Source organism: Bradyrhizobium sp. SZCCHNR2028 (assembly GCF_032380995.1).
Classification (GTDB): domain Bacteria; phylum Pseudomonadota; class Alphaproteobacteria; order Rhizobiales; family Xanthobacteraceae; genus Bradyrhizobium.
The window spans coordinates 166,159-189,762 of sequence record NZ_JAUHJF010000015.1; the positions used below are offsets into that span (position 1 = coordinate 166,159).

A 23,604-nucleotide genomic window follows, 5' to 3' on the forward strand; every position below is an offset into this window, starting at 1 on the left:
TCGTCCCTCAGCCCGCAAGCGGCGTATCGATGATGGCGAGGCGCTCGTCACCGACCTTGAAATCGATGCTGGCGATGCCGAGCAGGCTGCGCAGCCTTGCGTCCTCGACCTTCATCGGGCCGGGCGAGGGCGCCGTGCCCGGCGCCGGTTGCGGGAACGCGGTCGAGCGCGCGGTGTGGAAGGTGACGTTGCCTTCGACCTTCTGCATCACCTGGTGGATATGGCCGTTCAGCACCGTCACCGAGCCGAACCCCTTCAGGGTGTCGAGCGCGCGGCCGCCATCCTCGGTACCCCAGCCCCATTGCGGATACACCGTCCACAGCGGGATGTGCGCGAACACCACGATCGGCGTCGATTTCGAGCGGCCCTTGAGATCCTGCTCCAGCCAGGCAAGCTGCTCGGCGCCGAGATTGCCGAGCCCGCCGGCCTTGAGATCGACCACGTTGACGAGGCCGATGAAGTGCACGCTATTGGCGTCGAACGAATACCAGCCGGCGCCGCGGCTGCCCTTGCCGTAGCGCTCCTTGTAGAGCTTGACGTCCTCGTCGAGGAAGTCGTGCTCGCCCGGCACGTAGTGCACGTCGAGCCGGGATTGCGAGATGATGCGGTCGGCATCGTCGAACTCGGCTGCCTTCGACAGATGCGAGATGTCGCCGGTATGGATCATGAAGGCCGGCTTCACCGGCATCGCCTTGATCCGGTTCACGGCCTCTTCCAACGTCCCGATCGCGTTGGGATTGGCCGGCTTGTCGAAGCCGACATGGCTGTCGCTGATCTGCAGGAAGGTCAGGCCGGAGGCGGGCTGCTCGGCCGCCCGCGCCGCGTCGACCAGGCCGAGCGAACGTGGCACGCCGCCCGACAAGGTCCAGAGCACGCCCGTGCCGGCCCATGTCATGCATTCCAGCACCTTGCGGCGGCTGACGCCGCTCTCGTCATGATCACCAAGGCTCATCGTCATCTCCCGTTGCCCGTCATCGGGCTTGCGGGTGAGAAGAGCGGTGGCGGCCCGGGTTTATTCCCGGCTTCTCGCGATCCCAAAGCGATGACGTGTTCGTGATCATCCCGGCAATGGCCGACGGCTCACCTGTTCACGCAGGATGTGGCGCAGGGCCGCGCGAAATATATGAGCGGCTGATGGACTGGATGCGACGTCGATGCATGAGCGCGTGACCCCGACCCTGCAACGAACCGAGACGTCGCGCGATCGGATCGTGGCGCTCGACCGCGCCAGGACCTTCATCACGCTCTCGGTCGTGCTCTATCACTCCGCGATCAACTACACCGATTTCGGCCAGGGCGGCGACCGCATGCACTGGCTCGGATTCGATCTGGTCGCGCTGTTCAACGACAGCTACTTCATGTCGTGCATGTTCTTCATCTCCGGCCTGTTCGTGCCGGCGAGTCTGGCGGGCAGAGGAGCGTCGGACTATGTCGGGCGCCGCGCGCTGCGGCTCGGCGTGCCCTATATCGTTTCGATCTTCGTGATCATGCCGATCGCCTACTACCGTTACGATGTGGCCGAGGATCAGTTCAGCGCGGTGTGGTGGCGGATGATCAGCGAGGGGCCGTGGCCGTCCGGCTCGGCCTGGTTTCTCGGCGTGCTGCTGGGGTTTGATATGCTGGCTGCGCTCGTATGCGTCCTGGCACCGCAGGCGATCGGCGCACTCGGGCGCTGGGCCGGAACGTTGCTGCACTATCCGCTCACTGGCTTCCTGATCTTCCTCGTCATCGCCAACCTGGCCTATCTGCCGCCGCATCTCGGCTTCGGTGACGGATTCTGGTTCATGCCCGGACATTTTCCGCTGCCGCTGCAGGCGAGCCGGGTGCTGCTCTACCCGACCTTCTTCGTCGCCGGCATCGCGATCGGTGCCGCCGGGCTGCGGGCGGGGCCGTTCGCAGCCGATGGCGTACTGGTCCGGCGCTGGTGCATCTGGTTCGGTCTTTCCTACGGCTGCTACGGCGCGATCCTGTTGCTGGCCTACGCGCATCACAACTGGATCGCCGATTTCGATTCACCGCCGCTATGGTGGCGCGCGGCCTATGGCATGGCGGTCGCGAGCTTCTGTGCTGCGATGGCGTTCGCCGTGCCGACCTTCTTTCAGCGCTGGGCAAAGGCGCCGCTGGCGCTGATGGACCGCATCCAGCCGGCGGCCTACGGCATCTATCTCCTGCACTTCCTGCCGCTGCTATGGCTGCAATATCTGGTCTACGACCCGGCGTGGCCGGCCGCCGTGAAGTTCGCGACCGTGCTGATCGGCACGCTGTCGGTGAGCTGGCTCGCAGCAGCACTGTTGCGCCGGGTTCCGCTGGTGGCGCGGATCATCTAGGTCAGCATGCGGCGATGCGTAGGTGGGCAAAGGCGATGCCGTGCTCTCTCACATCCGAGATATTAGTGGCGCCGTGCCCGCCGCCGTGCCGCCGAGTCTGCCGCACGACGGTGGGCACGCGCCGCCTTCGGCGCCGCTTTGCCCACCCTACGATTCCCGCATCATTGCGAGGAGCCCAAGGCGAAGAAGCAATCCAGAGTGGGGTCGGGACCCTGGATTGCTTCGCTGCGTTCGCAATGACGGGAATGAGGAGTCGGACGTGAGCGCCTAGCGCCCATCCTCCAAGATCATCGACGCCGCCTTCTCCGCGATCATCGCCGTCGGCGTGTTGGTGTTGCCTGACGTGATGGTCGGCATGATCGAGGCATCGGCGACGCGCAGCCGTTCGATGCCGCGGAAGCGCAGCCGCTCGTCGACGACCGCCATCGGATCGTCTGCGGTGCCCATCCTGGCGGTGCCGACGGGATGGAAGATCGTGGTGCCGATGTCGCCGGCGGCCTTGGCCAGCGCGGCGTCGTCATCGCCGACCGACGGGCCGGGCAGGTATTCCTGCGGCCTGTAGGCCGCAAGCGCATTCTGCTTCATCAGCCGGCGCGTGACGCGGATGGCATCGGCCGCGACCTGGCGGTCGTCCTCGGTCGCCAGATAGTTCGGTGCGATCGACGGCGCCTCATCGATCCTGGCTGACCGAATGCGCACCGTGCCGCGCGAGGTCGGGCGGAGGTTGCAGGCGCTGACGGTGATCGCGGGAAAACGATGCAGGGGATCGCCGAACTTGTCGAGCGACAGCGGCTGCACGTGAAACTGGATGTTGGCGCGGTCGCGCCTCGGGTCCGAGCGCGTGAAGATGCCGAGCTGCGACGGCGCCATGGTCAGCGGCCCGCGGCGCCGGAACGCATAGTCGAGCCCCATCAGGCCGCGGCGGACCAGCGAGTAATAGGTCTCGTTCAGCGTCTTCACGCCCGTGACCTTGTAGATCGCGCGCTGTTGCAGGTGGTCCTGCAGATTGCGCCCCACGCCTGGCTTGTCGAGGACGACGTCGATGCCGAGCTCGCCGAGCCACTCGGCCGGGCCGATGCCGGAGCGCTGCAGCACCTGCACCGAGCCGATCGAGCCGGCGCTGAGGATCACCTCGCCCTTGGTGCGCGCCTCGATGGTCTCACCATTCTGCTGGAAGCGCACGCCTGTGGCACGGCCGTTCTCGACGATCAGGCGGTCGACGAGGACGTTGGTTTTGAGCCGCAGGTTAGGCCGCTTCAGCGCCGGCTTGAGGAAGCCCCGCGCGGAGGACCAGCGCCGGCCGCGCTTCTGGTTGACGTGGAAATAGCTGATGCCTTCATTGTCGCCGGTATTGAAGTCGGGGATGCGGCGGATGCCCATCTGCTCGGCGGCGTCGCCGACCGCGTCCAGCACCGCCCAGGACAGCCGGGGCGCCTCGATGCGCCAGCCACCGCCGGTGCCATGATGCTCGCTCTCGCCGAGGAAGTGATCCTCCAGCCGTTTGAACACCGGCAGCACGTCGGAATAGGACCAGCCGGAGAGGCCGAGCTGGCGCCAATGGTCGTAGTCCGCGGCCTGGCCGCGCATCGAGATCATGGCATTGATCGCCGAGCAGCCGCCGATCACCTTGCCGCGGGGGTAGGCCAGCGAGCGGCCGTTCAGGCCCGGCTCGGCCTCGGTGCGAAACATCCAGTCGGAGCGTGGATTGCCGATCGCGAAGAGGTAGCCGACCGGAATATGGAACCAGATCCAATTGTCGTTGCCGCCAGCCTCGAGAATCAGGACGCGGCTGTTCGGATCGGCCGACAGCCGGTTGGTGAGGATGCAGCCGGCAGTGCCGGCGCCCACCACGATATAGTCGAAATCCCCCTCGAGCTGTCTCGGCATCGGCATTCCCTTCCCATCATTGCTAGGCTTTTAGTCAGCCCGGACGGGCCCGGACAAGCGCCACGTTCATGGCTGGTTGACCGAGCCATGAGACGGGCGCAGCCCTTATCTTGGGCGGTGCGGCTTTTGCATGCTAAACAGGCGCAAAGTCCCACAGGAGTTACGAGATTTCCCATGCCCATCGTCAACCGCGTCGCCGATCTGCAGCCCGATATCCAGGCCTGGAGGCGGGATATCCATTCGCATCCGGAGCTGCTCTACGACGTGCATCGGACGGCGGCCTTCGTCGCCGAGCGGCTGCGCGAGTTCGGCTGTGACGAGGTCGTGACGGGCCTCGGCAAGACCGGCGTGGTCGGCGTCATCAAGGGCCGGAAGCCCGGCCACGGCGAGGTGAGGGTGCTCGGACTACGCGCCGACATGGACGCGCTGCCGATCGAGGAGGCGACCGGGCTGCCCTATGCCTCGAAGACCCCGGGCATGATGCATGCCTGCGGCCATGACGGCCACACCGCGATGCTGCTCGGCGCGGCGCGCTATCTCGCCGAGACGCGCAATTTCGCCGGCGAGGTCGCCGTGATCTTCCAGCCGGCCGAGGAGGGCGGTGGCGGTGCGGACGCGATGATCAAGGACGGGCTGATCGACCGCTTCAAGATCGATCAGGTCTACGGCATGCACAACGGCCCCGGCCTGCCGGTCGGCGCGTTCGCCATTCGCCAGGGGGCGCTGATGGCATCGACCGACGCGGTCGACATCACCATCGAGGGCCATGGCGGCCACGCCGCCAAGCCGCACAATTGCATCGACTCGCTGCTGGTCGGCGCCCACCTCGTCACGGCGCTACAGCAGATCGTGTCGCGCAGCGTCGATCCGCTGGAGGCCGCGGTGCTGTCGATCTGCGAGTTCCACGCCGGCAACGCCCGCAACGTGATTCCGCAGAGCGCGGTGCTGCGCGGCACGGTGCGGACGCTGACGCCGAAGGTGCGCGAGCTGATGGAGAAGCGGGTGCGCGAGGTCGTGACCGGCGTCGCCCAGATGACCGGCGCCAAGATCGACCTGAACTATGCGCGCGGCTATCCCGTCGTCATCAATCACGCCGAGCAGACCGAGATCGCGATCCGCGCCGCCAAGGAGGTCGCGGGCGATGCCAACGTGCACGAGATGCCGCCGATGATGGGCGGCGAGGACTTCGCCTACATGCTCGAAGCTCGTCCCGGCGCCTTCATCTTCGTCGGCAACGGCGACAGCGCCGGCCTGCATCATCCCGCCTACAACTTCAACGACGAGGCGATCGTCTACGGCACCTCGTTCTTCATCAAGGTGGTGGAGAACACGCTGGCGGCGTGAGCCGCGGCCCAGCCATCTCAGATGAACTGATCCGCCAGACAGGGGCGCCGACCGGAGTCGGCGCCCCTGTCTTATGGATGGGGCGCCTGTTTGTTATTTTGCCGCCTCTGGCGCTGACAGGCGCAGCGCGTATTGATTCGATCCGCCTGCATCGATCGTGCGGCTTGTTTGTTACGAATTCTCCTCACGTCCCAACGACAGGCATCGCTGCAACGATGATCTGTATCGGCGCGCGTCACGCGATGCGCAGCTGACGACGCGCGCCCGTCTGCGGAGCTGAAATAAATTTCCGCCAGCGTCACTGTCGTAAAAGGCAAGTGTTTTCAAAGACACAACCTAAGGTATTTACAACGAAAGCGAGTAAGTTATAGTCATTCGCGTTTCTGCTCACTGCTCGTGATCGAGCGTTCATTGCCTGTCTGAAATTTCCTTGTTCACCAGTTCGATTCCACAGATGGAGAACCCCCATGGACGTCAAGAAGCTCTCCGTGAAGGAAGCGGCTGCGGCCGCGGCCAAGTGTGCGGCAACTGCGGCGCAATGCGCGGCAAACTCGGCCAAGTGCGCTGCGACGGCAGCGCATGCCCAGGCTAAGGCGGCGTCGGCACGGTGTGCGGCCACCGCTGCGCGATGCGCAGCAACTGCGGCGCGCTGTGCGGCCACAGCCGCAAAGTGTGCTGCCTCCTGAAGCAGATCTCCTGCAAGAAATCCGGCGCGCTGGCTGAGCCGGCGTGGTCGGGCTGGTCGGAGATGAGACCTATGAGCTTTCCGCGTCTTGGAGTGGGACTCCAATTCAACCCGGAACTGATCGGCTGGTTTCCCTTCCTCGACCAGCCGCTTGATGCGCTCGAAATCCTGTTCGACTCGATCATGAGCCCCCTCGATGGCCCGGGGGTGTTGTCTCCCCGTGCCATCGAACTCGTCCGTGATGTCTCAGGCAAGTTTCCGCTGCTCGGACATTCGAACTATGGCGGAGATTTCGGCTTCGAGGATCTGACGGCGACAGCCGCGGTGCGCCGACACGTGCCGCTGGCCAGGAAGTTCGGCGTGGCCTGGGTTGCCAATCACTGCTTCTACAGCGATGCGTCCTGGGCGGATGTGTGGAGCAGTCCGCTGCAGTTTTCTCGCGCGGAGGTCGTGCGGCTCGCCGAGCGGGCGCGCACGCTGCAGGCGCTCTATGGCGTCCCGCTCGCGCACGAAAACGCAGCCTATTATCGGACCTGTCCCGGCAGCGAGATGCCCGAGGAAGAGTTCCTCGCGGCAATCCTGGAACTATCGGGGACCTATCTGCATCTCGATCTTCACAATCTGTATGCGAATGCGCAGAACCACGGCTCACGCGGCTACTCCATTCAACGCTTCCTGGCGACGATCCCGTCCGAGCGCATCATCTCCATCCACCTCGCAGGCGGGCGTTGGATCGGTGGCCAGTATCACGATCTTCACGACACGCAGGTCACCGAAGAGGTGTGGGACCTTCTCGATGACGTTCTGGCGCGGGCGCGCCCCGGGGCCGTCATCCTCGAATACGAGACGCAATCCCTCTATTGCGCGGGGGAGCGGGTCGATACGGACCGCACCACTGACTTGATCCTCTCCGACCTGGAGCGGGCGCGGAATGCCTGGGATCGCGCCTATGGACCGGCGAGCCGCCGTACCACCTGCAGCGAGGCCGCGTGATGAATGCCGAGCTGGTATGGAGCACTTGGCGTCGCGTGTTGAGAGACGATGGTCTCGTCACATGGATCACCCGATCCGACGCCCGAACCGCAGATCCGGATGGCCTCTCCGTGGAGGAGAGAGCGATCGTCACCGACTACGCGGGCACGCCGGCGGCCACGAACGCCAATATCGGCATGTACCGGCGCGGACTCGTCAGGAATGCGTTGGGGGCGCTCGATCTGGTGCCGCTGACACGCCGCCTTCTGAACATGAGCGGTCGCGACGTCGATATTGTGGCCGAGGATTTCGTCAGATCGACCGGCTATCCGGACGACGGACCGAATTTCTGGCGCTGTGCGGCCGGCTTCGTCGCCTATCTGACCAGGCTTCCGGAATTTGCGTCCCGCGCCCATCAGGATGTCATGGCGATTGATGACGCGACGATCGCCTTGGCGCGCAGGCTCGGCCGGTCGGCGCCGCCGGCGTGGCCCGTCGACGCGGCCCGCCGCGCGGGCGTGGCGGCGCGCAGCGAGGGTGAGGCGGCTCGCGTCCGTCGCAATCCGGCTGCGGTCGTGGTTTCGTCATCCTGCGATCTCACGCCCTGGATCGAGGACCCATTCGAGTTCGATCCGTCCGACGATCTCGAGGCCTCGTCGCGCCATTGGCTGGTGTATTTCCCGGGGCCCGAGCTAGCGCATGAATATGCAGAACTGTCGGAGCGGGGGGCCCGGGCGTTCGACCTGTTCGGCACGCCGCGGACCGTTGACGAGTTGGCTCTGGAAATGCGCGATCTCTCGCGTGACGACGTGCAGGCCGTGGTCGGATCGCTGATGGAATTGGGCGTCCTGACGAGCGGGGCGGACGGGCTAGCATCGGGAAACATCCTGACGATGGAGGGCTGCACCGACCGTTCAGTTCAGTCGCGCATTGAATGGGCGCCAGTCCCATGAGACCGCTTGAAAAGCCCTTGCGTTCTGCTCCCGACAGCCTTCCCGGCCGGCTGTCAGACGATACCTTCGTCATGCTGGATCCGGCCGTCGAGGTGGTGGACGCTACGGTTTCGGGCCATCATTTGTTGAGCCACGGCCATTTCGATGCGGGGATGGTCGTGCCGCCCGGCGATGGTCTGCTCGATTTCGTGACGACGCTGATGCCGCGGCCGATCAGGCTCGCCGCGCTGCGGGCGCAATATGACGATCAAGGGATGATCGACAAGATGCTGGCGTCCCTGCACGGCCAGGGCTTCATGCATGTCACCTCGGCTGAAACGCCATCGGCGCAACAGCTCGCGCTTCTTCGGCGCAAGGCATGGCAGATGCGAGAGCCGATGCTGCGCCGGTCCATTGTCGTCGATCTGGATACTCTGGAATCGATCGAGCAGCTGACCGAGCGCCTGAGCGCTGAGCCGCTTCCCCCGGAAGTTCTGCTGCGTTGCTCGAGGTTGTCGGACCATCGCAAATGCTTCGATCGACTGGCAAGGTTGCGGCAGGGCGGTGCATTGCGGATGCACCAGACGGTGGTGCAGACGCGCGATCTGGTCGCCGATCACCAATTGCGCCAATCGCTGCTGCATCTCGGCGCGTCAGTGACTGTCGAGGACGTGGCCTGGCCCGTCCCCGATCGTCCGATCGCAGGGCTCGACGAGATCGTCCGGGCCTGCATTCCCGTGCATGTGCTGATGGCGCCGGATCAATCGATCTGCGACGAGGCGGCGCGAAGCCGGATGCTCGGCTGGGCAGCATCCAGGTTCATCTCCGGCCTCCGGCTCGTTCTGGACGTGCGGACGCTATGGCCGGATGGCGATGCCGGCGACGACGACTTTGCCCGCGTCTTCGACGCGCTGAGCATCATCGAGAACGAGTTCGGAGATGTTCTGATCGAGAACCTGCCGAGCGATGAGGTGCTGCTTGGAAACACGGCGACGAGTCTGCCGTCCGGTCCTGGTCTCGAACTCGCCGATCGTTTTCGGCGGTCATATCTGCGCTGGCGCTTGCCTCTGCTCAAGTCTTGCGAGAACGACAATAGCTGGAGCCAGACGCCCGAAGTCGAAGACAAGCTGGTCCGCGCCGGGGATGACCTGCTGCCCAATCATCCGGAGCTGCTGAAGCTCCAGCCCGGCAGCATCGTGGTCGACGTGTGCGGCGGCCTCGGTCGCGTTGCGAGGCGGCTTTCGCCCGCCGTCGGCAGGGACGGACTGGTCATCTCCATCGAGATGTTCCGCTGTCTGAGTGATCGGGCTCGTCGCTTCGCATGCGAACGGGACATCACCAATCTGCAATTTCGTCCCGGCCTGGCGCAGCGCATTCCGCTGCCCGACGCCACCGCCGACGCCGCCGTCAACGAGTGGACCGGCGGCATCTGGGAGCTCGGGATGGGACCGATCATGGTCAGGGAAATGGCCAGGGTCGTTCGTCCCGGCGGCCGCATCGCGGCGACGCATCGGCTGGTCCAGCTGCAGCTGTCGGCCCTGGCGCAGCCCTGGGTGCAGTACGCCAGGATCTATGCCTGGATGCGCGAAGCCTTCGCGCAGCCGGAGCTGACGATCGTGACCGAGCGCATATGGGGGCAGATCGTGCCGTCGCTGGTGGGCGAGAACGCCACGCTGTGGCGCAAGCAATACATGCCGCGGCTGATCAATCCCTTCGACGTGACGTACAGACAGGACGAGAATCCGGATACGCGTGCCGACGTTTACCTGACGATCATTGCGCAACGAAATTGACGTTCGTTTTCATTGAGGTGATTGCTCGAGGTGCTCATATGCGATCGCAAGAAACCGCCTTCGAACGAGCCCGCGCGTCGTTGCATCGGCTTGGAATTCCGCTCGTCCTTCCCGCGCTCCACGCAGCCGGCGTGGGGATCAGCCGGACGGTCCTGGGCGGCTCGCATTCGGTGGCCATCTATCCGCCGATCAACTCGCTGACGCCGCTCGATCCGTCCTGCCTGGAGCGGGGGATCGACTGGAGCCGCGAGATCAGCCTCTACGTGCACATCGCGTTCTGCGAGACGCGCTGCACGTTCTGTCACTATACGGTCGAGCACTACGCCGGACGGAACAGCAAGTCCGCCACGGACGACGACAAGGTCGTTCGCTACCTCGATGCGCTCAAGCGCGAGCTGGCGGCCTGGGAGCCGCAGCTGCGCCGATCCGGAACGGTGGTGTCGTCGATCTATATCGGGGGCGGCACACCGCTCGTTCTCGATGAGGACGCATTGACGGATCTGATCGCGACGATCCGCGATACGTTCGACGTGCGGCCCGGCGCCGAGATCTGCATCGAGGGCAGCCCGCTCACGATCACCGCGCCCGAGGGAGAGCAGAAGCTGCGCTCTCTGAAGCAGCAGGGCGTCACGCGCCTCAGTTTCGGCGTGCAATCGTTCGACGATACCGTGCTCAAATATGCCGCGCGCGGCTACAAGCGGGACGTTCCACTTCTCGCGTGCTCGATCGTCGCCGACATCTTCGAGAACTGGAATCTCGACCTGATCCAAGGGTTGTACAAGGGGTCGCCATCCGAGACCTGGAACAATTTGGCGATGGTCGCCGAGATCCAGCCTCCGCACCTCACCTGGTATCACGCTCGGTTTGCCGATCGCCCCCAGGGACACTGGCTCAAATCCGACCTGAAGCAGGCGAGCTTCGAGAGCGAGTTCGCGACCTTGTTCGGACGCATGCTGATCTGGCAGGAGATGGCGGCGCTCGGATATGACCTGACCGACGGCAACCGCTTCGTGCGCGCGCGCCGCTATGCCGACCCGTTCAAGACGATCCGGACCTCGCCATCACGGGATCTTCTCGGGATCGGTGCGGGCGCGTATTCGCATGTCAGTGCCGGGGCCGCGAAGAGCGGCTACGTCTTCCGCAATGTTCCCGACGTGCACGCCTATGTCGAAACCGTCCTGGCTGGCAACAGTCCGATCACGGCGGGGCGCGCCGTCGACCGGCAGGAATTGCTGGCGACGTCCTATGCCACAGGGCTCCGGACCGGCCGGGTCGAGGATGCCGATCGCCGCGCCATGCGCGCCGACAACCGGGAGCTGTCCGCCCATTATGACAAGCTCGTTGCCAGGCTGAGCAGCGTCGGCGCCCTGGAAGCGTATCGCGACGGCGACGGCCATGCGGGGCTGCGGCTTTCGGAGCTCGGCCGGCTGTTCGAGGATGAGATGCTGTCGCTGTTCTTCAGTCCGGCCGTCAAGGACGCGTTGTCGCCGAAAGTGACGGAGCGCGCGCTTCAATACGGTTAGATCGGGAGTTTCAACACGTCGTCGACCAGGGAGGAAACGTCATGGTTGTGTCCGGGCAAGCAACCCTCGAGCGGGACAACGCGACCGGTGACGGCATCCGCGCCGCGCGTGCCGGCTGGAGCTTCGGCGGCGACACGCCTCAGCACTTCGATCTCCACGTCGCGAGGTCGGTTCCGAACTACGAAGCCGGCCACAAGCTGGTCGAGCAGATCAGCGATTTCTTCGTGAAGCGGGATTCCGTCGCCTATGAAATCGGAACGTCGACGGGGACGTTGCTGCGGCAACTCGCCAAGCGCCATCCGCACGGCACGCGCTGGATCGGCATCGATACCGAGCGGGCCATGATCGATTACGCGCGGGCGCACAGCAGGGATGTGGCGAACGTGGAATACCTGGCGGCCGATGCCTGCGAGGTCGGCTACGAGGCGAGCGACTTCATCGTGTCGTACTACACCGTGCAGTTCGTGCCGCCGCGCTATCGCCAGACCCTGATCGATGCGATCTATCGGTCGCTCAATTGGGGAGGCGCGTTCCTGTTCTTCGAGAAGGTCAGGGCGCCGGACGCGCGGTTCCAGGACATCATGACGTCGGTCTATATCGACTACAAGCTCGACAACGGCTACTCGCCGGACGAGGTGCTGGGCAAGGCCAGCAGCCTCAAGGGCGTGCTGGAACCGTTCTCGACCCAGGGCAATCTCGACATGCTGCGGCGGGCCGGGTTCGTGGACACGATGACGATCTACAAGCATGTCTGCTTCGAGGGCTTCCTGGCGATCAAGTAAGGGCCGGTTGCGGTCAGCCTCATGCCGCGTGCGCGGCGCGCTTGATCGCGGCGGCGGCGATCTTCAGGTCTTCGACGAAGCGCTCATACTCCCGCGCCTTGGCGTCGGCATCCGGCAGCCGCAGCAGGTAGGACGGGTGCACCGTCACCATCGCCTTGGGGCCGTCGGGCAGGTCGACGACATGGCCGCGGCTCTTGTTGACCGGCGTGATCTTGCCGAGCACGGACTGCGCCGCGGTGGCGCCCAGCGCCACGACCAGGGCCGGACGCACGGTGGCGAGCTCGCGCTCGTACCATTGCCGGCAGGCGTTGATCTCCGGCGTGTTCGGCTTCTGGTGCAGCCGGATCTTGCCGCGGGGCACGAACTTGAAGTGCTTCACCGCATTGGTGACGTAGACCTTGCTGCGGTCGATGCCGGCCTCGGCCAGCGCGCGGTCGAGCATCTGGCCGGCGGGGCCGACGAAGGGATGGCCGGCGAGGTCCTCCTTGTCGCCGGGCTGCTCGCCGACCAGCATCAGCGGCGCATGCGCGGGGCCTTCGCCGAACACGGTTTGCGTGGCGTCCTTCCACAGCGGGCAGGCGCGGCAGCCGGCGGCTTCTTCACGCAAGGTCTCGAGATCGGTGGACTCGACATCACGTGAGGTCTCAGCAGCATGCGCGTGTGTGGTTGGCTTGCGGGTCATCTCGCTCTCCTCGACGCGTTTCTGTGGCTTGTGCGGTGAGGTGCCGGGCTCGGCGATCATCTCCGTGGTGCGCCGGGAGGCGGCCGCGATCAGCGGCTGGATCAGCTTCGCCTCGGGCAGGTTCTGCCAATATTTCCTCGGCATCTCCTTTTCCATCGCCTTCACTTTCAGCCGTGCCGGATTGAAAATGCTGGCGTAATAGCGCAGCCACAGCTCTTCGAGCCGGTCCTCCGACGGCGCGTCAGCCTTGCTCACACCGGGCGTGAAGCTGACGCGGCTACCGTCCCAATGCGCACAGAGTTCGGGCGTCAGGATCGACCACGGCATGTCGGCGAAGCGGCGGGCGAAGAACGGGGCAGCGCGCGCGACGATGTGGTGCTCGGGCTCGAACCAGGCGACGTAGCGCGCCTCGCGCTCGCGGCCGACCTCGCGGAAGCGGACGAAGGCGTGCATCTTGTGGACGTCGCGGCGCACCGCTCGCGCCAGCGCGTTGGCCTGCGCGACATCAGGATCGGTCGCGATCTCCATCAGGTCGTGATTGGTCCTGAGACGCCACAGCAGCCGATAGAGCAGGGTGAAGCGGTTGGGGTCACTGTGCAGGATCGCGCTCTCCGCGAGCTCCATGAAGCTCGCCGGCACTGAGAACGCGCCCTCCGGCACCTCCGGCAGCGTCGTCTCGGCTTCATCGTCGAACAGATCGGCCGCCGCGCCCTTGACGCGCCAGCTCACCTCGGCCGGCTTGACGTCGTTCATCGCCAGCGCCCGCGCTGCCCGGCGCCAGCCGTCGAAATCAGTGTCGTTGTCGAGGGGTACGACGTGCATTTCTCTCCTCACGTCATTGCGAGCGCAGCGACGCAATCCAGACTTCTCGTGCGGCCCTGGATCGCTTCGCTGCGCTCGCGATGACGGCTTCCGTTAGAATCCAAATCCCAGCTGCTGCGGTTTGGGCCGCAGCCGGGCCGCCAGCGCGGCGCCGTCGAGCAGGGACGGCTGTGGCCGGTGGTCGGAGAGAACGATGAACGGCAGCGCCTTGTTCCTGATGACGTTGAGCTGGGCCAGATCCGCAAAGCGGATCGTGGTGGTGCGGCGGGTCGCGAGGATGCGCTCCACCGTGCGGGTGCCGAAGCCGGGCACGCGCAACAGCTCCTCGCGGCTTGCTGTGTTGATGTCGAGCGGAAAGCGGTCGCGGTGGCGCAGCGCCCAGGCGAGCTTGGGGTCGATGTCGAGCGGCAGCATGCCCTCGCTCTCCTCGACGATTTCATCGGCGTCGAAGCCGTAGAAGCGCATCAGCCAGTCGGCCTGGTACAGCCGGTGCTCGCGCACCAAGGGCGGCGCCTGCAGCGGCAGCGCGCGGCTGGCATCGGGGATCGGGCTGAAGGCGGAGTAATAGACGCGCTTGAGCTTGTAGGCGCCGTAGAGATTGGCCGAGGTCGACAGGATGACGCGGTCGTTGGCCTCGTCGGCGCCGACGATCATCTGCGTGCTCTGGCCGGCCGGCGCGAAGCGCGGCGGCTTCGCCCGGCGCACCGTCTTCTTGGCTTCCGCGGTCTCGTCGAGCTTGAGCCGGAGCCGGCCCATGGTGCGGCGGATCGCGCGCTGGTCCTTCTCCGGCGCGAGCTGCGTCAGGCTCGTCTCCAGCGGCGTCTCGATGTTGATGCTGAGCCGGTCGGCATAGCGGCCGGCCTCGGCGATCAGCGCCTCGTCAGCCTCCGGAATCGTCTTCAGATGAATGTAGCCGCGGAAGCAATGCTCCTCGCGCAATTTGCGCGCGACGCTCACGACCTGCTCCATGGTGTAGTCCGGGCTGCGGATGATGCCGGACGACAGGAACAGACCCTCGATGTAGTTGCGGCGGTAGAAATCGATGGTGAGCTTCACCACCTCGTCGACCGTGAAGCGCGCGCGCGGCACGTTGGAGGAGGCGCGGTTGACGCAATACAGGCAGTCGTAGTTGCAGGCATTGGTCAGTAGAACCTTGAGCAGCGAGATGCAGCGGCCGTCCGGCGCATAGGAGTGGCAGATGCCCATGCCGGGCGCGGTCGAGCCGAGACCCTTGCCGTCGCGGGAATCCCGCATCTCGGTACCGCTGGAGGCGCAGGAGGCGTCGTACTTGGCGGCATCGGCCAGGATCTCCAGCTTGCGGAGCAGCTCCATACCTTTGAATCCCTTTGATTCCATTCGCTGAATCACATCCGGGGCAATCCCGATTGACTCTCTCGAAGGCGTTAGCTTTATATTAGAACGTATCATGAACAAAGAGGGCCGTCGTGGGTTCAACTGCAACAACGGCAGCGCCCGCACGATGGATGGAAGAGGAGCGGCGACGGATGACCGGCGCACGCATGGATACGCTCGCGCGTCTGCGCGGCCGCATTGCCCGTCTCGAGGCGGGAGATGGCGCACATGACCTGCGCCGGGTCGCGCTCGGCCATGACGAGGCCGACGCCGTGCTGCAGGGCGGCCTGGCCACTGGCGCGCTGCATGAGGTGTTCGCCGAGACCGGCCGTCAGGCGACGGCCGCGACCGGCTTCCTGTGCGGGCTCGCGGCGCGCGTCGCGGCGCGCCGGCCGCTGATCTGGATCCGGCAGGATTTCGCCGAGCGCGAGATGGGCGCGCTGTCGATGAGCGGGCTCGCCGAGCTTGGCCTCGACCCGCGCCGCATCGTGATCGTGCGGGCGCCCGATCTCGATCACGGCTTGCGCACCGCGGCCGATGCGCTCGCCTGCGATGCGCTGGGCGGGGTGATGCTGGAGGTGTGGGGCGAGACGCAAAAGCTCGATCTCGTCGCCAGCCGCAAGCTGACCCTGGCCGCGCAGGAGTCCGGCGTGACCGCGCTCGTGTTGCGCATTGCAGCCACACCCGAACCTTCGACCGCCGAGACGCGCTGGATCGTCCGCACCGCGCCGTCGCTGCCCTCGGCGCCCTGGATGGCCTGGGGCGCGCCGCGTCTCGACGCCGAGCTCATTCGCAATCGTCACGGCCAGACCGGACGATGGATCATGGAGTGGACCCCCGATGCGTGCCGTTTCAGCGAACCGGCGGCGGATCCTCAGCCTGTGGCTGCCGCGCCTGCCCATCGATCGGATCAAGCGAAACTGCTCCGCCGATCGGCGTGACGACCTGCCGCAGGTCGTCGTCATCAAGGACGCCAATGCGCTCTTGATCCATGCGCTGGACGAGGCGGCGGCGTGCCATGGCGTCAGCCTCGGCCAGCCGCTGGCGAACGCCCGCGCGGTCTGTCCCGACCTCGTCGTCCACGAGGCCGACCTCGCGGCTGACGCCAAGATGCTCGAAGGCATCGCCGACTGGTGCGACCGCTTCACGCCGCTGGTCGCGCTGGATCCGCCGCATGGGCTTTCGCTCGACATCACCGGCTGCGTGCATCTCTTCGGCGGCGAAGCCAAACTGATGCGGTCGCTCTGCGATGCGCTGACCGCGCACGGTCTCACCGTGTCGGCAGCGATCGCCTCCAACGCCGTGTGTGCGCGCACGCTGAACCGGCAGGTGCATGGCCGCATCGTGCCTGACGGCGAGGAGGCGGCCGCGGTGGCGCCGCTGCCGGTGGCAGCCCTTGGCGGCAGCGAAGCGATCACGCTCGGCCTGCGCCGCGCCGGCTTGAAGATGATCGGCGACGTCGCGTCGCGCGGCCGCAACGAGATCACGGCGCGGTTCGGTGTCGCCTTCACCCGCGTGCTGGCCCAGGCGCTGGGCGAGGCCGATGCGCCGATCAGCCCGCGCAAAGTCCCGCCGGACTACATCGTCGACAAGCGTTTTGCCGAGCCGGTCGCGACCGACACCGTGATCGCGGCCAGCCTCTCCAGCCTCGCCGCGATGCTGGTGAGGGCGATGGTGCAGCAGGGCAAGGGCGCGCGGCGGCTCGAGGCCTGCTTCTTCCGCACCGACGGCCTAGTGCGCGTCATCGCGGTCGACACCGGCCAGCCGGTCACCGAGGCCGCAATCATCGACCGTCTGTTCCGCGAGCGGCTCGACGCCTTGAATGATCCGCTCGATCCCGGCTTCGGCTTCGACATGATCCGGCTGTCGGCGAGCCGCAGCGAGATCGTGGTGCAGCAGCAGCGCGATCTCGACGCCCATGTCCACGACAATGACGAGCTGTCGGCGCTGATCGACCGCATCGCCGCGCGCATCGGCGGCAAGCGTGTGGTCGTGCATCTGCCGGTCGACACCCACATCCCGGAGCGGGCGGAGCTGCCGTTACAGGCGCAGCAGCATCTCGCCGTCGCCACGGTGGCCGATTGGCCGGAGCGCAGCGAAGGCGAGCCGCCGCTGCGCCCGTTGCGGCTGTTCGCGCAGCCGGAGGCGATCCAAGTGATCGCCGGGGTGCCGGACGGCCCGCCCGCGCGCTTCGTCTGGCGCCGTGCCACGCATGCGGTGGTGCGCGCCGAAGGCCCGGAGCGCATCGCCATGGAATGGTGGCGGCCGGGCGGGCAGGGGCTGACGCGCGACTATTTCCGCGTCGAGGACGAGCACGGCCTGCGCTTCTGGCTCTACCGCGACGGGTTGTATGACCGCGAGCTCGATCAGCAGGAGGGCCTGCCCGTACAGCCCGCCTGGTACATGCACGGCCTGTTCGCATGAGGGCCGGGATCGCACATCTCTCGCGGCGATCTCGCTGCTCACCCTCCCCTGGAGGGGGAGGGTCGGCTCGCATGCGCGCATGCGAGCCGGGGTGGGGTGACAGACCATCAGCGTGCACGGTGCCGATTTTCGCCGGAGTCGAGACGCCCACATCCCTGACGTGTCGACGTCAGGACGACCGATTGTTGGGCTCACCCCACCCCGCCGCGCGCTGTGCGCGCGTCGACCCTCCCCCTCCAGGGGAGGGTGGGCACTTGTGCAAGGCGACTTGTTGGAGCTCATCATCTGCAGGGAGCGGGCAACGCAGCATCGTCAACGCAGCCTCCGCAGCCGCGCCATGACTCCCATCCCCTATGCCGAGATCGGCGTCACCACCAATTTCTCCTTCCTGCAAGGCGGCTCGCATCCGCAGGACTATGTGCACCAGGCCGCCGAATATGGTCTCACCGCCATCGGCATCGCCGACCACAACACGCTGGCCGGCATCGTGCGCGCCTATAGCGAGCTGAACAATGACAGACTGAGCTACAAGCCTAAATTATTATACGGTGCACGTCTCGTCTTCACCTGCGGCACGCCGGATATCCTCGTCTATCCGCGCGACCGTGCGGCTTACGGCCGGCTGTGCCAGCTGCTCACCCGCGGCAAGCGCGGCAGCGATCTCGACAAGGTCGCCAAGGGCGACTGCCGCCTGACCTTCGAGGATCTGTTTGATTTCATCGAGGGGCAGCTCCTGGTGCTGATGCCGCCGCATCGCTTCGACGAGGCTGTCATCAGCGAAGTCCTGACGCGGCTGAAGGACAGCCGCGCCGAAGGCGTGTGGCTCGCCGGCAGCCTGCTCTATCGTGGCGACGACCGCCGCCGGCTGGCGCGGCTGGCGCGTCTCGCCGCATCGGTCAAGGTGCCGCTGATCGCCACCAATGACGTGCTGTATCATCATCCCCAGCAGCGGATGCTGCAGGACGTGCTGACCTGCATCCGCGAGAAAGCCTCGATCGAGGCCATCGGCCGAAGGCTCCAAGTCAATGCCGAGCGCCACCTCAAGCCGGGACACGAGATGGCGCGGCTGTTCCGCGATCATCCCGGTGCGATTGCCGAGACCATCCGCTTCACCGACCGCATCGTCTTCTCGCTCGACCAGCTCAAATACCAGTACCCCGACGAGCCGGTGCCGCCGGGCAAGACCGCGCAGGGGCATCTGCAGGACCTGACTTGGGCCGGCGCCAAAACCTATTTCGGTGATGATCTCGACGACCGCCTGCGCGCAGTCCTCGACAAGGAGCTGGCGCTGATCGCCGAGCTCAACTACGCGCATTATTTCCTCACGGTTCACGACATCGTCCGCTACGCCCGCAGCCAGGGCATCCTGTGCCAGGGCCGCGGCTCAGCGGCGAACTCGGCCGTGTGCTACGTGCTCGGCATCACCTCGGTCGATCCGACCAAGATCGATCTGCTGTTCGAGCGCTTCATCTCCAAGGAGCGGCTGGAGCCGCCCGACATCGACGTCGATTTCGAGCATTCGCGACGCGAGGAGGTGATGCAATATGTCTATCGCCGCTACGGCCGGCACCGCGCGGCGATCATCGCCACCGTCATCCATTATCGCCCGCGCAGCGCCATCCGCGACGTCGGCAAGGCGCTCGGACTGACCGAGGACGTTACCGCCGTGCTCGCCGACACCGTGTGGGGCAGCTGGGGCGACGGCCTCTCCGACATGCAGGTGCGCCAGGCCGGGCTCGATCCAACCAATCCGATGATCCGCCGCGCCGTGGAGCTGGCATCGGAGCTGATCACCTTTCCGCGGCACCTGTCACAGCATGTCGGCGGCTACGTGCTGACCCAGGACCGGCTCGACAGCTACGTGCCGATCGGCAATGCCGCGATGGACGATCGCACCTTCATCGAATGGGACAAGGACGACGTCGATGCGTTGTCCATGATGAAGGTCGACGTGCTGGCGCTGGGCATGCTGACCTGCATCCGCAAATGCTTCGACCTGATCGCCGATCACAAGGGCCAGCGATACGTGCTTTCCGATATCCGGTCGGAGGATGACAACGAAGTCTACCAAATGCTGCAGCGGGGCGAGTCGCTCGGCGTGTTCCAGGTCGAGAGCCGGGCGCAGATGAACATGTTGCCGCGGCTGAAGCCGCGCACCTTCTACGACCTCGTCATCGAGGTCGCGATCGTCCGGCCCGGACCAATCCAGGGCGACATGGTCCATCCGTATCTGCGGCGCCGGAACGGTCTCGAAAAGGTCAGCTATCCATCGCCGGCAAACGGCCCGAAAGACGAGCTTTACAAGGTGCTGCACAAGACGCTCGGCGTGCCGCTGTTCCAGGAGCAGGCGATGCGGATCGCGATCGAGGCCGCAAAGTTCTCGTCGGAGGAAGCCAACGGCCTGCGCCGCGCGATGGCGACGTTCCGCAACGTCGGCACCATCGGCTCCTACGAGGAGAAGATGGTCGGCAACATGATCGCGCGCGGCTACGATCCGGCCTTTGCCAAGAGCTGCTTCGACCAGATCAAGGGTTTTGGCTCCTACGGCTTTCCGGAAAGCCATGCCGCGAGCTTCGCCCAGCTCGTCTATGTCTCGTCCTGGCTGAAATGCTTCCATCCCGACGCGTTCTGCTGCGCATTGCTCAACTCGCAGCCGATGGGCTTCTACGCGCCGGCGCAGATCGTCGGCGACGCCCGCAAGAATGGCGTCGAGATCCGGAACATCGACGTGTCCCACAGCTTCGCCGACAACACGCTGGAGGAAATGGGTAGCAAATACTGCGCCGTCCGCCTTGGCTTCCGCCAGATCGACGGTTTCCGCTGGATCGACCGCGACGAGGAGCGGATCAAGCGATTGTCGGAGGCGATGCGGAGCGAGGCACAAGTCGCTTCCGCATTGTCATTGCAGGATGATGCGCAAGCTCTCTCCCCACCGTCATTCCGGGGCGATGCGACGAGTCAAAACAGCGAAGCTGTTTTGACCGGGGCATCGAACCCGGAATCTCGAGATTCCGGGCTCGCCCTCCGGGCGCCCCGGAATGACGCTGCGGAAGGAGGCGTTCTTTACTCACAAGCCGTTGATACGTTTCGAGCGCTCGACGCTGTCGCGTTGCCCAGGAATGACAGCGAGGGACAGGCCGGCATCTTTCTCCAGGACGACGACTGGGCCGACCGCATCATCAAGGCGCGCGCCCGCGGGCCCTTCACCTCGCTGGAAGACTTCGCCCGCGACACCGCTCTGCCCAAGCGCGCGCTGCTGCTGCTGGCCGATGCCGATGCGTTCCGCTCGCTGGGGCTCGACCGTCGTGCCGCGCTCTGGGCCGTGCGCCGGCTGCCCGACGATGTGCCGCTGCCGCTGTTCGAGGCCGCGATCGCCCGCGAGCAGCCGGACGAGGGCGCCAAGCCGCTGCCGGAGATGCCGCTGCCCGAGCACGTGGTCGCGGACTATCAAACCATCCGCCTGTCGTTGAAGGGCCACCCGATGGAGTTCCTGCGCCAGCGCTTCGCCGCCGAGCGCGTGCTGGCCTGCCGCGACGTCAACCACGCCAACGACCGCCGCCGCGTCCGTTGCGCCGGCGTGGTGCTGGTGCGACAGCGACCGGGCAGCGCCAAGGGCGTCGTGTTCATGACCCTGGAGGACGAGACCGGCATCGCCAACATCGTGGTGTGGCCGAAGGTGATGGAGACCTTCCGCAAGGAGGTGATGGGCGCGCGCCTCGTGCTGGTCGAAGGCCGCATCCAGAGCAGCCCCGAGAAGGTCGTGCATCTCGTCGCCGAGCGCCTGGTCGACCGCAGCGCCGATCTCGCCTTGTTGTCGAACGATCGTCTCGGTGCCGTGCCGCACGGCCCGATGCCCGCCGAGCCGCTCAACGACGACCGCCGCGATCACCTCGACACTCCCTCCCAGCGCGTCAGCCACCCCCGCAACGTCCGCATCCTGCCGCGCTCGCGCGATTTTCATTGAGGTCATTGCTATGCAATACAGCCGCCATGGCCACGTGACACCGGTGCTGCTGCCCTGTTCCGAGGACAGCGTCGTTGGATTGGTCCGTCGAACCGGCTGAAGCATTGCGATTCGCAACAACGATCTCATCCGACTTCAAGCCTATCAATTTCCCGGAGAGCTCCACGGTTCTTCGCGAGGCGCGCTGCGCGCGCTCATCTCAGTTCGTCGGTTGATCCAAATCAATAAACAAAACTTTAAGTTGTTGGAGAGTTCGTTCCAGAACATTCCGGCAAGAAGGCAACCCACCATGACCGAGACCCCCAAACGATCCGCGTCGCCGGTACCTGACCCAGCCGCCCACGAGCGGTACAAATTAGATGAACACGATCAGTTCACGGTCCCGAAGGGTGGGACATACAAGCTCGATCTTGCGAATCGCTGCGTTGTCGCAGCCGCTTCCGGCATCGGTATTGCCCCCTTCGTATTCTCGGGTGCAATGAGCTCCGACGCACTTGCTGCGCCATCCTATATCCCGCGTCGCCTGACCGACGAAATGCTCCAACAGATCCTGTCGCCGGATATTCAGACGAGAGTCTTCAAGAGTTTCGATAACATCGGGACGCTGCACGCCCACGTCCCGAAGATTGCCGAGCTGTCCCGGACTATGAAGAGCTTCGGCGAAGCAGCCCCACACTTCGTGCTTACGGTTGAAGCCAAGGATCACAAGGACGCAGCACTGAAAGCTGATGCCGAGACCGCTCTCCGCGGTCACGGTGTCGACGCCCATATCCACATCGTCTGAACCTGAGGGCTGCACATGACGAGTCGGCCGCCAGCGCAGGAGGATCCGATCGGTTTCGAGGCCATCGCCGAACTCGCGGACGCCCAGGAAAAGCAGGTCGATGCAGCGGGCGTCTCATTGCGGGAAACAGCGAAGTGGATCGTGAGCGGGATCGCCGTCGCGGCAGCTGGTGTCGTGGTCGGAACGTCGCTATCTTCCTTGGGGGCTTTCGGTTTCGGGGTACGGCTGGTGATTGCCGTTTCCGCCATCGCGGTCGGCTTCATCGGGCTTGGGGTCCTGTTCGGTTTTGCCATCAAGGTCATCGCGCCGCCGAGTCTCACGCTGCAGGACTTCGCCGACAGCAGGGGCATACCGAGCAGCTGGAAGGAGAGGATCGAACTCAGGGCCAGACCTTTTCTGAAAGGTTTGTCGGTAAACAGCCTGGAGAAATTGTGCGAATATTTGCGCGCGCCCCGCAACCGCGACGGTTCCGCACTCTCTCCAAACGATTGGCGTGCGCTGAAAGAATCCCGACGCTTGATCAGCCTGACCGCCAACTCCGAGCTCAGGCGGCTCCTGTTCGACAGACTGGTGCGGATGACCTACGTGATGACGCCACTGATTGCGGTCGCTGTCGTCGTGTTTGCTTGGGCTGCTAATCCGCCCAAGGATGTATTGCGTGCAATGCCGGTACCGGTCGAGCTGGACGCGAACGTCCACCCGGAAGACCTCCCGCAGCTGATCAAGGCCCTGGGAGCTTCGGCATGTGTGGAGGGCAAATTGCACGTGATCGTTCTTGATGAGTGGCGGTCAGGCATCCAAGAGGTCGTGACGGTGCCAAAGCCATCCTGCCCGCCAGTTCGTCTTCTGCTCAACCAGGGACGAATCTCACCTTTGAGCACGCGGCCTTGAGGCCAGCCGCATGAGCTGCACCTGTCGAACATGTTGGGGTCCATGTTCGAGATGGTGGTGGCCTCGTTGCGCGACCATCAAAGATTTTTATTTCTTTTTTTCAGAAAATGTGTTTCATTGCGGCCATCCCGCTCCATCGAAGAAGGGGCGTTGCGCGCGATCGTCACGACACGCGGGGCGGGGAGCGATGGCTGTGTTTGTGCCGCAGCGTGCGTTGTGCACGCGGACGAACGGCAGGCTTGCGGACGTGAAGGCGTATGGTCCTGGCGCCCCGATGCTGGCGCCAAGTCCGCGGGTGATGATCCCGCCGGCGACGGTGGCTAAAAGCCGGACACCGGGGAGAGTACGCAGTAAACGTGAAAACCATCGCGCAGGGAAGGCCGGGCGTTCTCGGCTGCACCTGTGGTACCTGCCGCCTGCATTTTTTCTCGCAGGCGGG

The 23,604-nt window shown here is 65.3% G+C and carries 17 protein-coding genes; 12 read left to right on the forward strand and 5 right to left on the reverse strand.

Annotated features, from left to right (window positions below; translation table 11 throughout):
* Positions 1-7 precede the first annotated feature (7 nt).
* Entirely contained in the window at positions 8-952 is a 945-nt protein-coding gene (locus QX121_RS22675; RefSeq protein WP_315813074.1) for a metallophosphoesterase family protein, read from the reverse strand.
* A gap of 202 nt (positions 953-1,154) precedes the next feature.
* Between QX121_RS22675 and QX121_RS22680 the strand changes: the two genes are divergently transcribed.
* Entirely contained in the window at positions 1,155-2,327 is a 1,173-nt protein-coding gene (locus QX121_RS22680; protein WP_315813075.1) for an acyltransferase, read from the forward strand.
* A 267-nt stretch (positions 2,328-2,594) separates the two neighbouring features.
* On the opposite strand, the gene QX121_RS22685 is transcribed toward QX121_RS22680, so the two are convergent.
* The gene (locus QX121_RS22685) at positions 2,595-4,214 is read right to left on the reverse strand and encodes a GMC family oxidoreductase (protein ID WP_315813076.1); all 1,620 of its coding nucleotides are present in this window, start codon (positions 4,212-4,214) and stop codon (positions 2,595-2,597) included.
* 174 nt (positions 4,215-4,388) lie between these two features.
* On the opposite strand from QX121_RS22685, the gene QX121_RS22690 reads away from it, so the two are divergent.
* The 3 genes from QX121_RS22690 to QX121_RS22700 all read left to right on the forward strand — a co-directional run bounded on the left by QX121_RS22690 (position 4,389) and on the right by QX121_RS22700 (position 8,168).
* Complete coding sequence (locus QX121_RS22690; RefSeq protein WP_315813077.1) at positions 4,389-5,558, forward strand: M20 aminoacylase family protein; 1,170 nt, start codon at positions 4,389-4,391, stop codon at positions 5,556-5,558.
* 757 nt (positions 5,559-6,315) lie between these two features.
* A complete protein-coding gene (locus QX121_RS22695; RefSeq protein WP_315813078.1) occupies positions 6,316-7,236 on the forward strand; it encodes a DUF692 family multinuclear iron-containing protein in 921 nt (306 codons plus the stop codon).
* Positions 7,236-8,168 (forward strand): hypothetical protein, encoded by a 933-nt coding sequence (locus tag QX121_RS22700; protein WP_315813079.1) that lies wholly within the window; start codon positions 7,236-7,238, stop codon positions 8,166-8,168. Before QX121_RS22695 ends, QX121_RS22700 begins: the two co-directional genes overlap by 1 nt.
* Before the next feature lie 53 nt (positions 8,169-8,221).
* On the opposite strand, the gene QX121_RS22705 is transcribed toward QX121_RS22700, so the two are convergent.
* Positions 8,222-8,791 carry a hypothetical protein gene (locus QX121_RS22705; protein ID WP_315813080.1) on the reverse strand — a complete coding sequence of 190 codons (570 nt, stop codon included), beginning with the start codon at positions 8,789-8,791 and terminating at the stop codon, positions 8,222-8,224.
* Positions 8,792-8,818: 27 nt separating this feature from the next.
* Between QX121_RS22705 and QX121_RS22710 the strand changes: the two genes are divergently transcribed.
* The 3 genes from QX121_RS22710 (at position 8,819) to QX121_RS22720 (ending at position 12,245) form a co-directional block, all read left to right on the forward strand.
* The gene (locus QX121_RS22710) at positions 8,819-9,940 is read left to right on the forward strand and encodes a class I SAM-dependent methyltransferase (protein ID WP_315813081.1); all 1,122 of its coding nucleotides are present in this window, start codon (positions 8,819-8,821) and stop codon (positions 9,938-9,940) included.
* A 170-nt stretch (positions 9,941-10,110) separates the two neighbouring features.
* Positions 10,111-11,463, forward strand: a complete 1,353-nt coding sequence (locus tag QX121_RS22715; protein ID WP_315772535.1) for a coproporphyrinogen-III oxidase family protein — start codon at positions 10,111-10,113, stop codon at positions 11,461-11,463.
* A gap of 41 nt (positions 11,464-11,504) precedes the next feature.
* On the forward strand, positions 11,505-12,245 hold the full coding sequence (locus tag QX121_RS22720; RefSeq protein ID WP_315737312.1) for a methyltransferase domain-containing protein: 741 nt from the start codon (positions 11,505-11,507) through the stop codon (positions 12,243-12,245).
* Positions 12,246-12,264: 19 nt separating this feature from the next.
* Here the strand turns inward: QX121_RS22720 and QX121_RS22725 are convergent, their stop codons facing one another.
* On the reverse strand, positions 12,265-13,749 hold the full coding sequence (locus QX121_RS22725) for a UdgX family uracil-DNA binding protein (protein ID WP_315813082.1): 1,485 nt from the start codon (positions 13,747-13,749) through the stop codon (positions 12,265-12,267).
* Positions 13,750-13,842: 93 nt separating this feature from the next.
* Complete coding sequence (locus tag QX121_RS22730; protein WP_315813083.1) at positions 13,843-15,081, reverse strand: putative DNA modification/repair radical SAM protein; 1,239 nt, start codon at positions 15,079-15,081, stop codon at positions 13,843-13,845.
* A gap of 173 nt (positions 15,082-15,254) precedes the next feature.
* Between QX121_RS22730 and QX121_RS22735 the strand changes: the two genes are divergently transcribed.
* The 5 genes from QX121_RS22735 to QX121_RS22755 all read left to right on the forward strand — a co-directional run bounded on the left by QX121_RS22735 (position 15,255) and on the right by QX121_RS22755 (position 23,165).
* On the forward strand, positions 15,255-16,043 hold the full coding sequence (locus QX121_RS22735; RefSeq protein ID WP_315813084.1) for a DNA repair protein: 789 nt from the start codon (positions 15,255-15,257) through the stop codon (positions 16,041-16,043).
* Entirely contained in the window at positions 15,943-17,526 is a 1,584-nt protein-coding gene (locus QX121_RS22740) for a DNA polymerase Y family protein (protein WP_315813085.1), read from the forward strand. The genes QX121_RS22735 and QX121_RS22740 overlap by 101 nt, the downstream gene beginning before the upstream one ends.
* A 337-nt stretch (positions 17,527-17,863) precedes the next feature.
* Complete coding sequence (locus QX121_RS22745; protein ID WP_315813086.1) at positions 17,864-21,490, forward strand: error-prone DNA polymerase; 3,627 nt, start codon at positions 17,864-17,866, stop codon at positions 21,488-21,490.
* A 289-nt stretch (positions 21,491-21,779) separates the two neighbouring features.
* Positions 21,780-22,274, forward strand: coding sequence for a hypothetical protein (locus QX121_RS22750; protein WP_315813087.1), 495 nt, complete (start codon positions 21,780-21,782; stop codon positions 22,272-22,274).
* Positions 22,275-22,289: 15 nt separating this feature from the next.
* Positions 22,290-23,165 carry a hypothetical protein gene (locus tag QX121_RS22755; RefSeq protein WP_315813088.1) on the forward strand — a complete coding sequence of 292 codons (876 nt, stop codon included), beginning with the start codon at positions 22,290-22,292 and terminating at the stop codon, positions 23,163-23,165.
* The last annotated feature ends 439 nt before the right edge of the window (positions 23,166-23,604 follow it).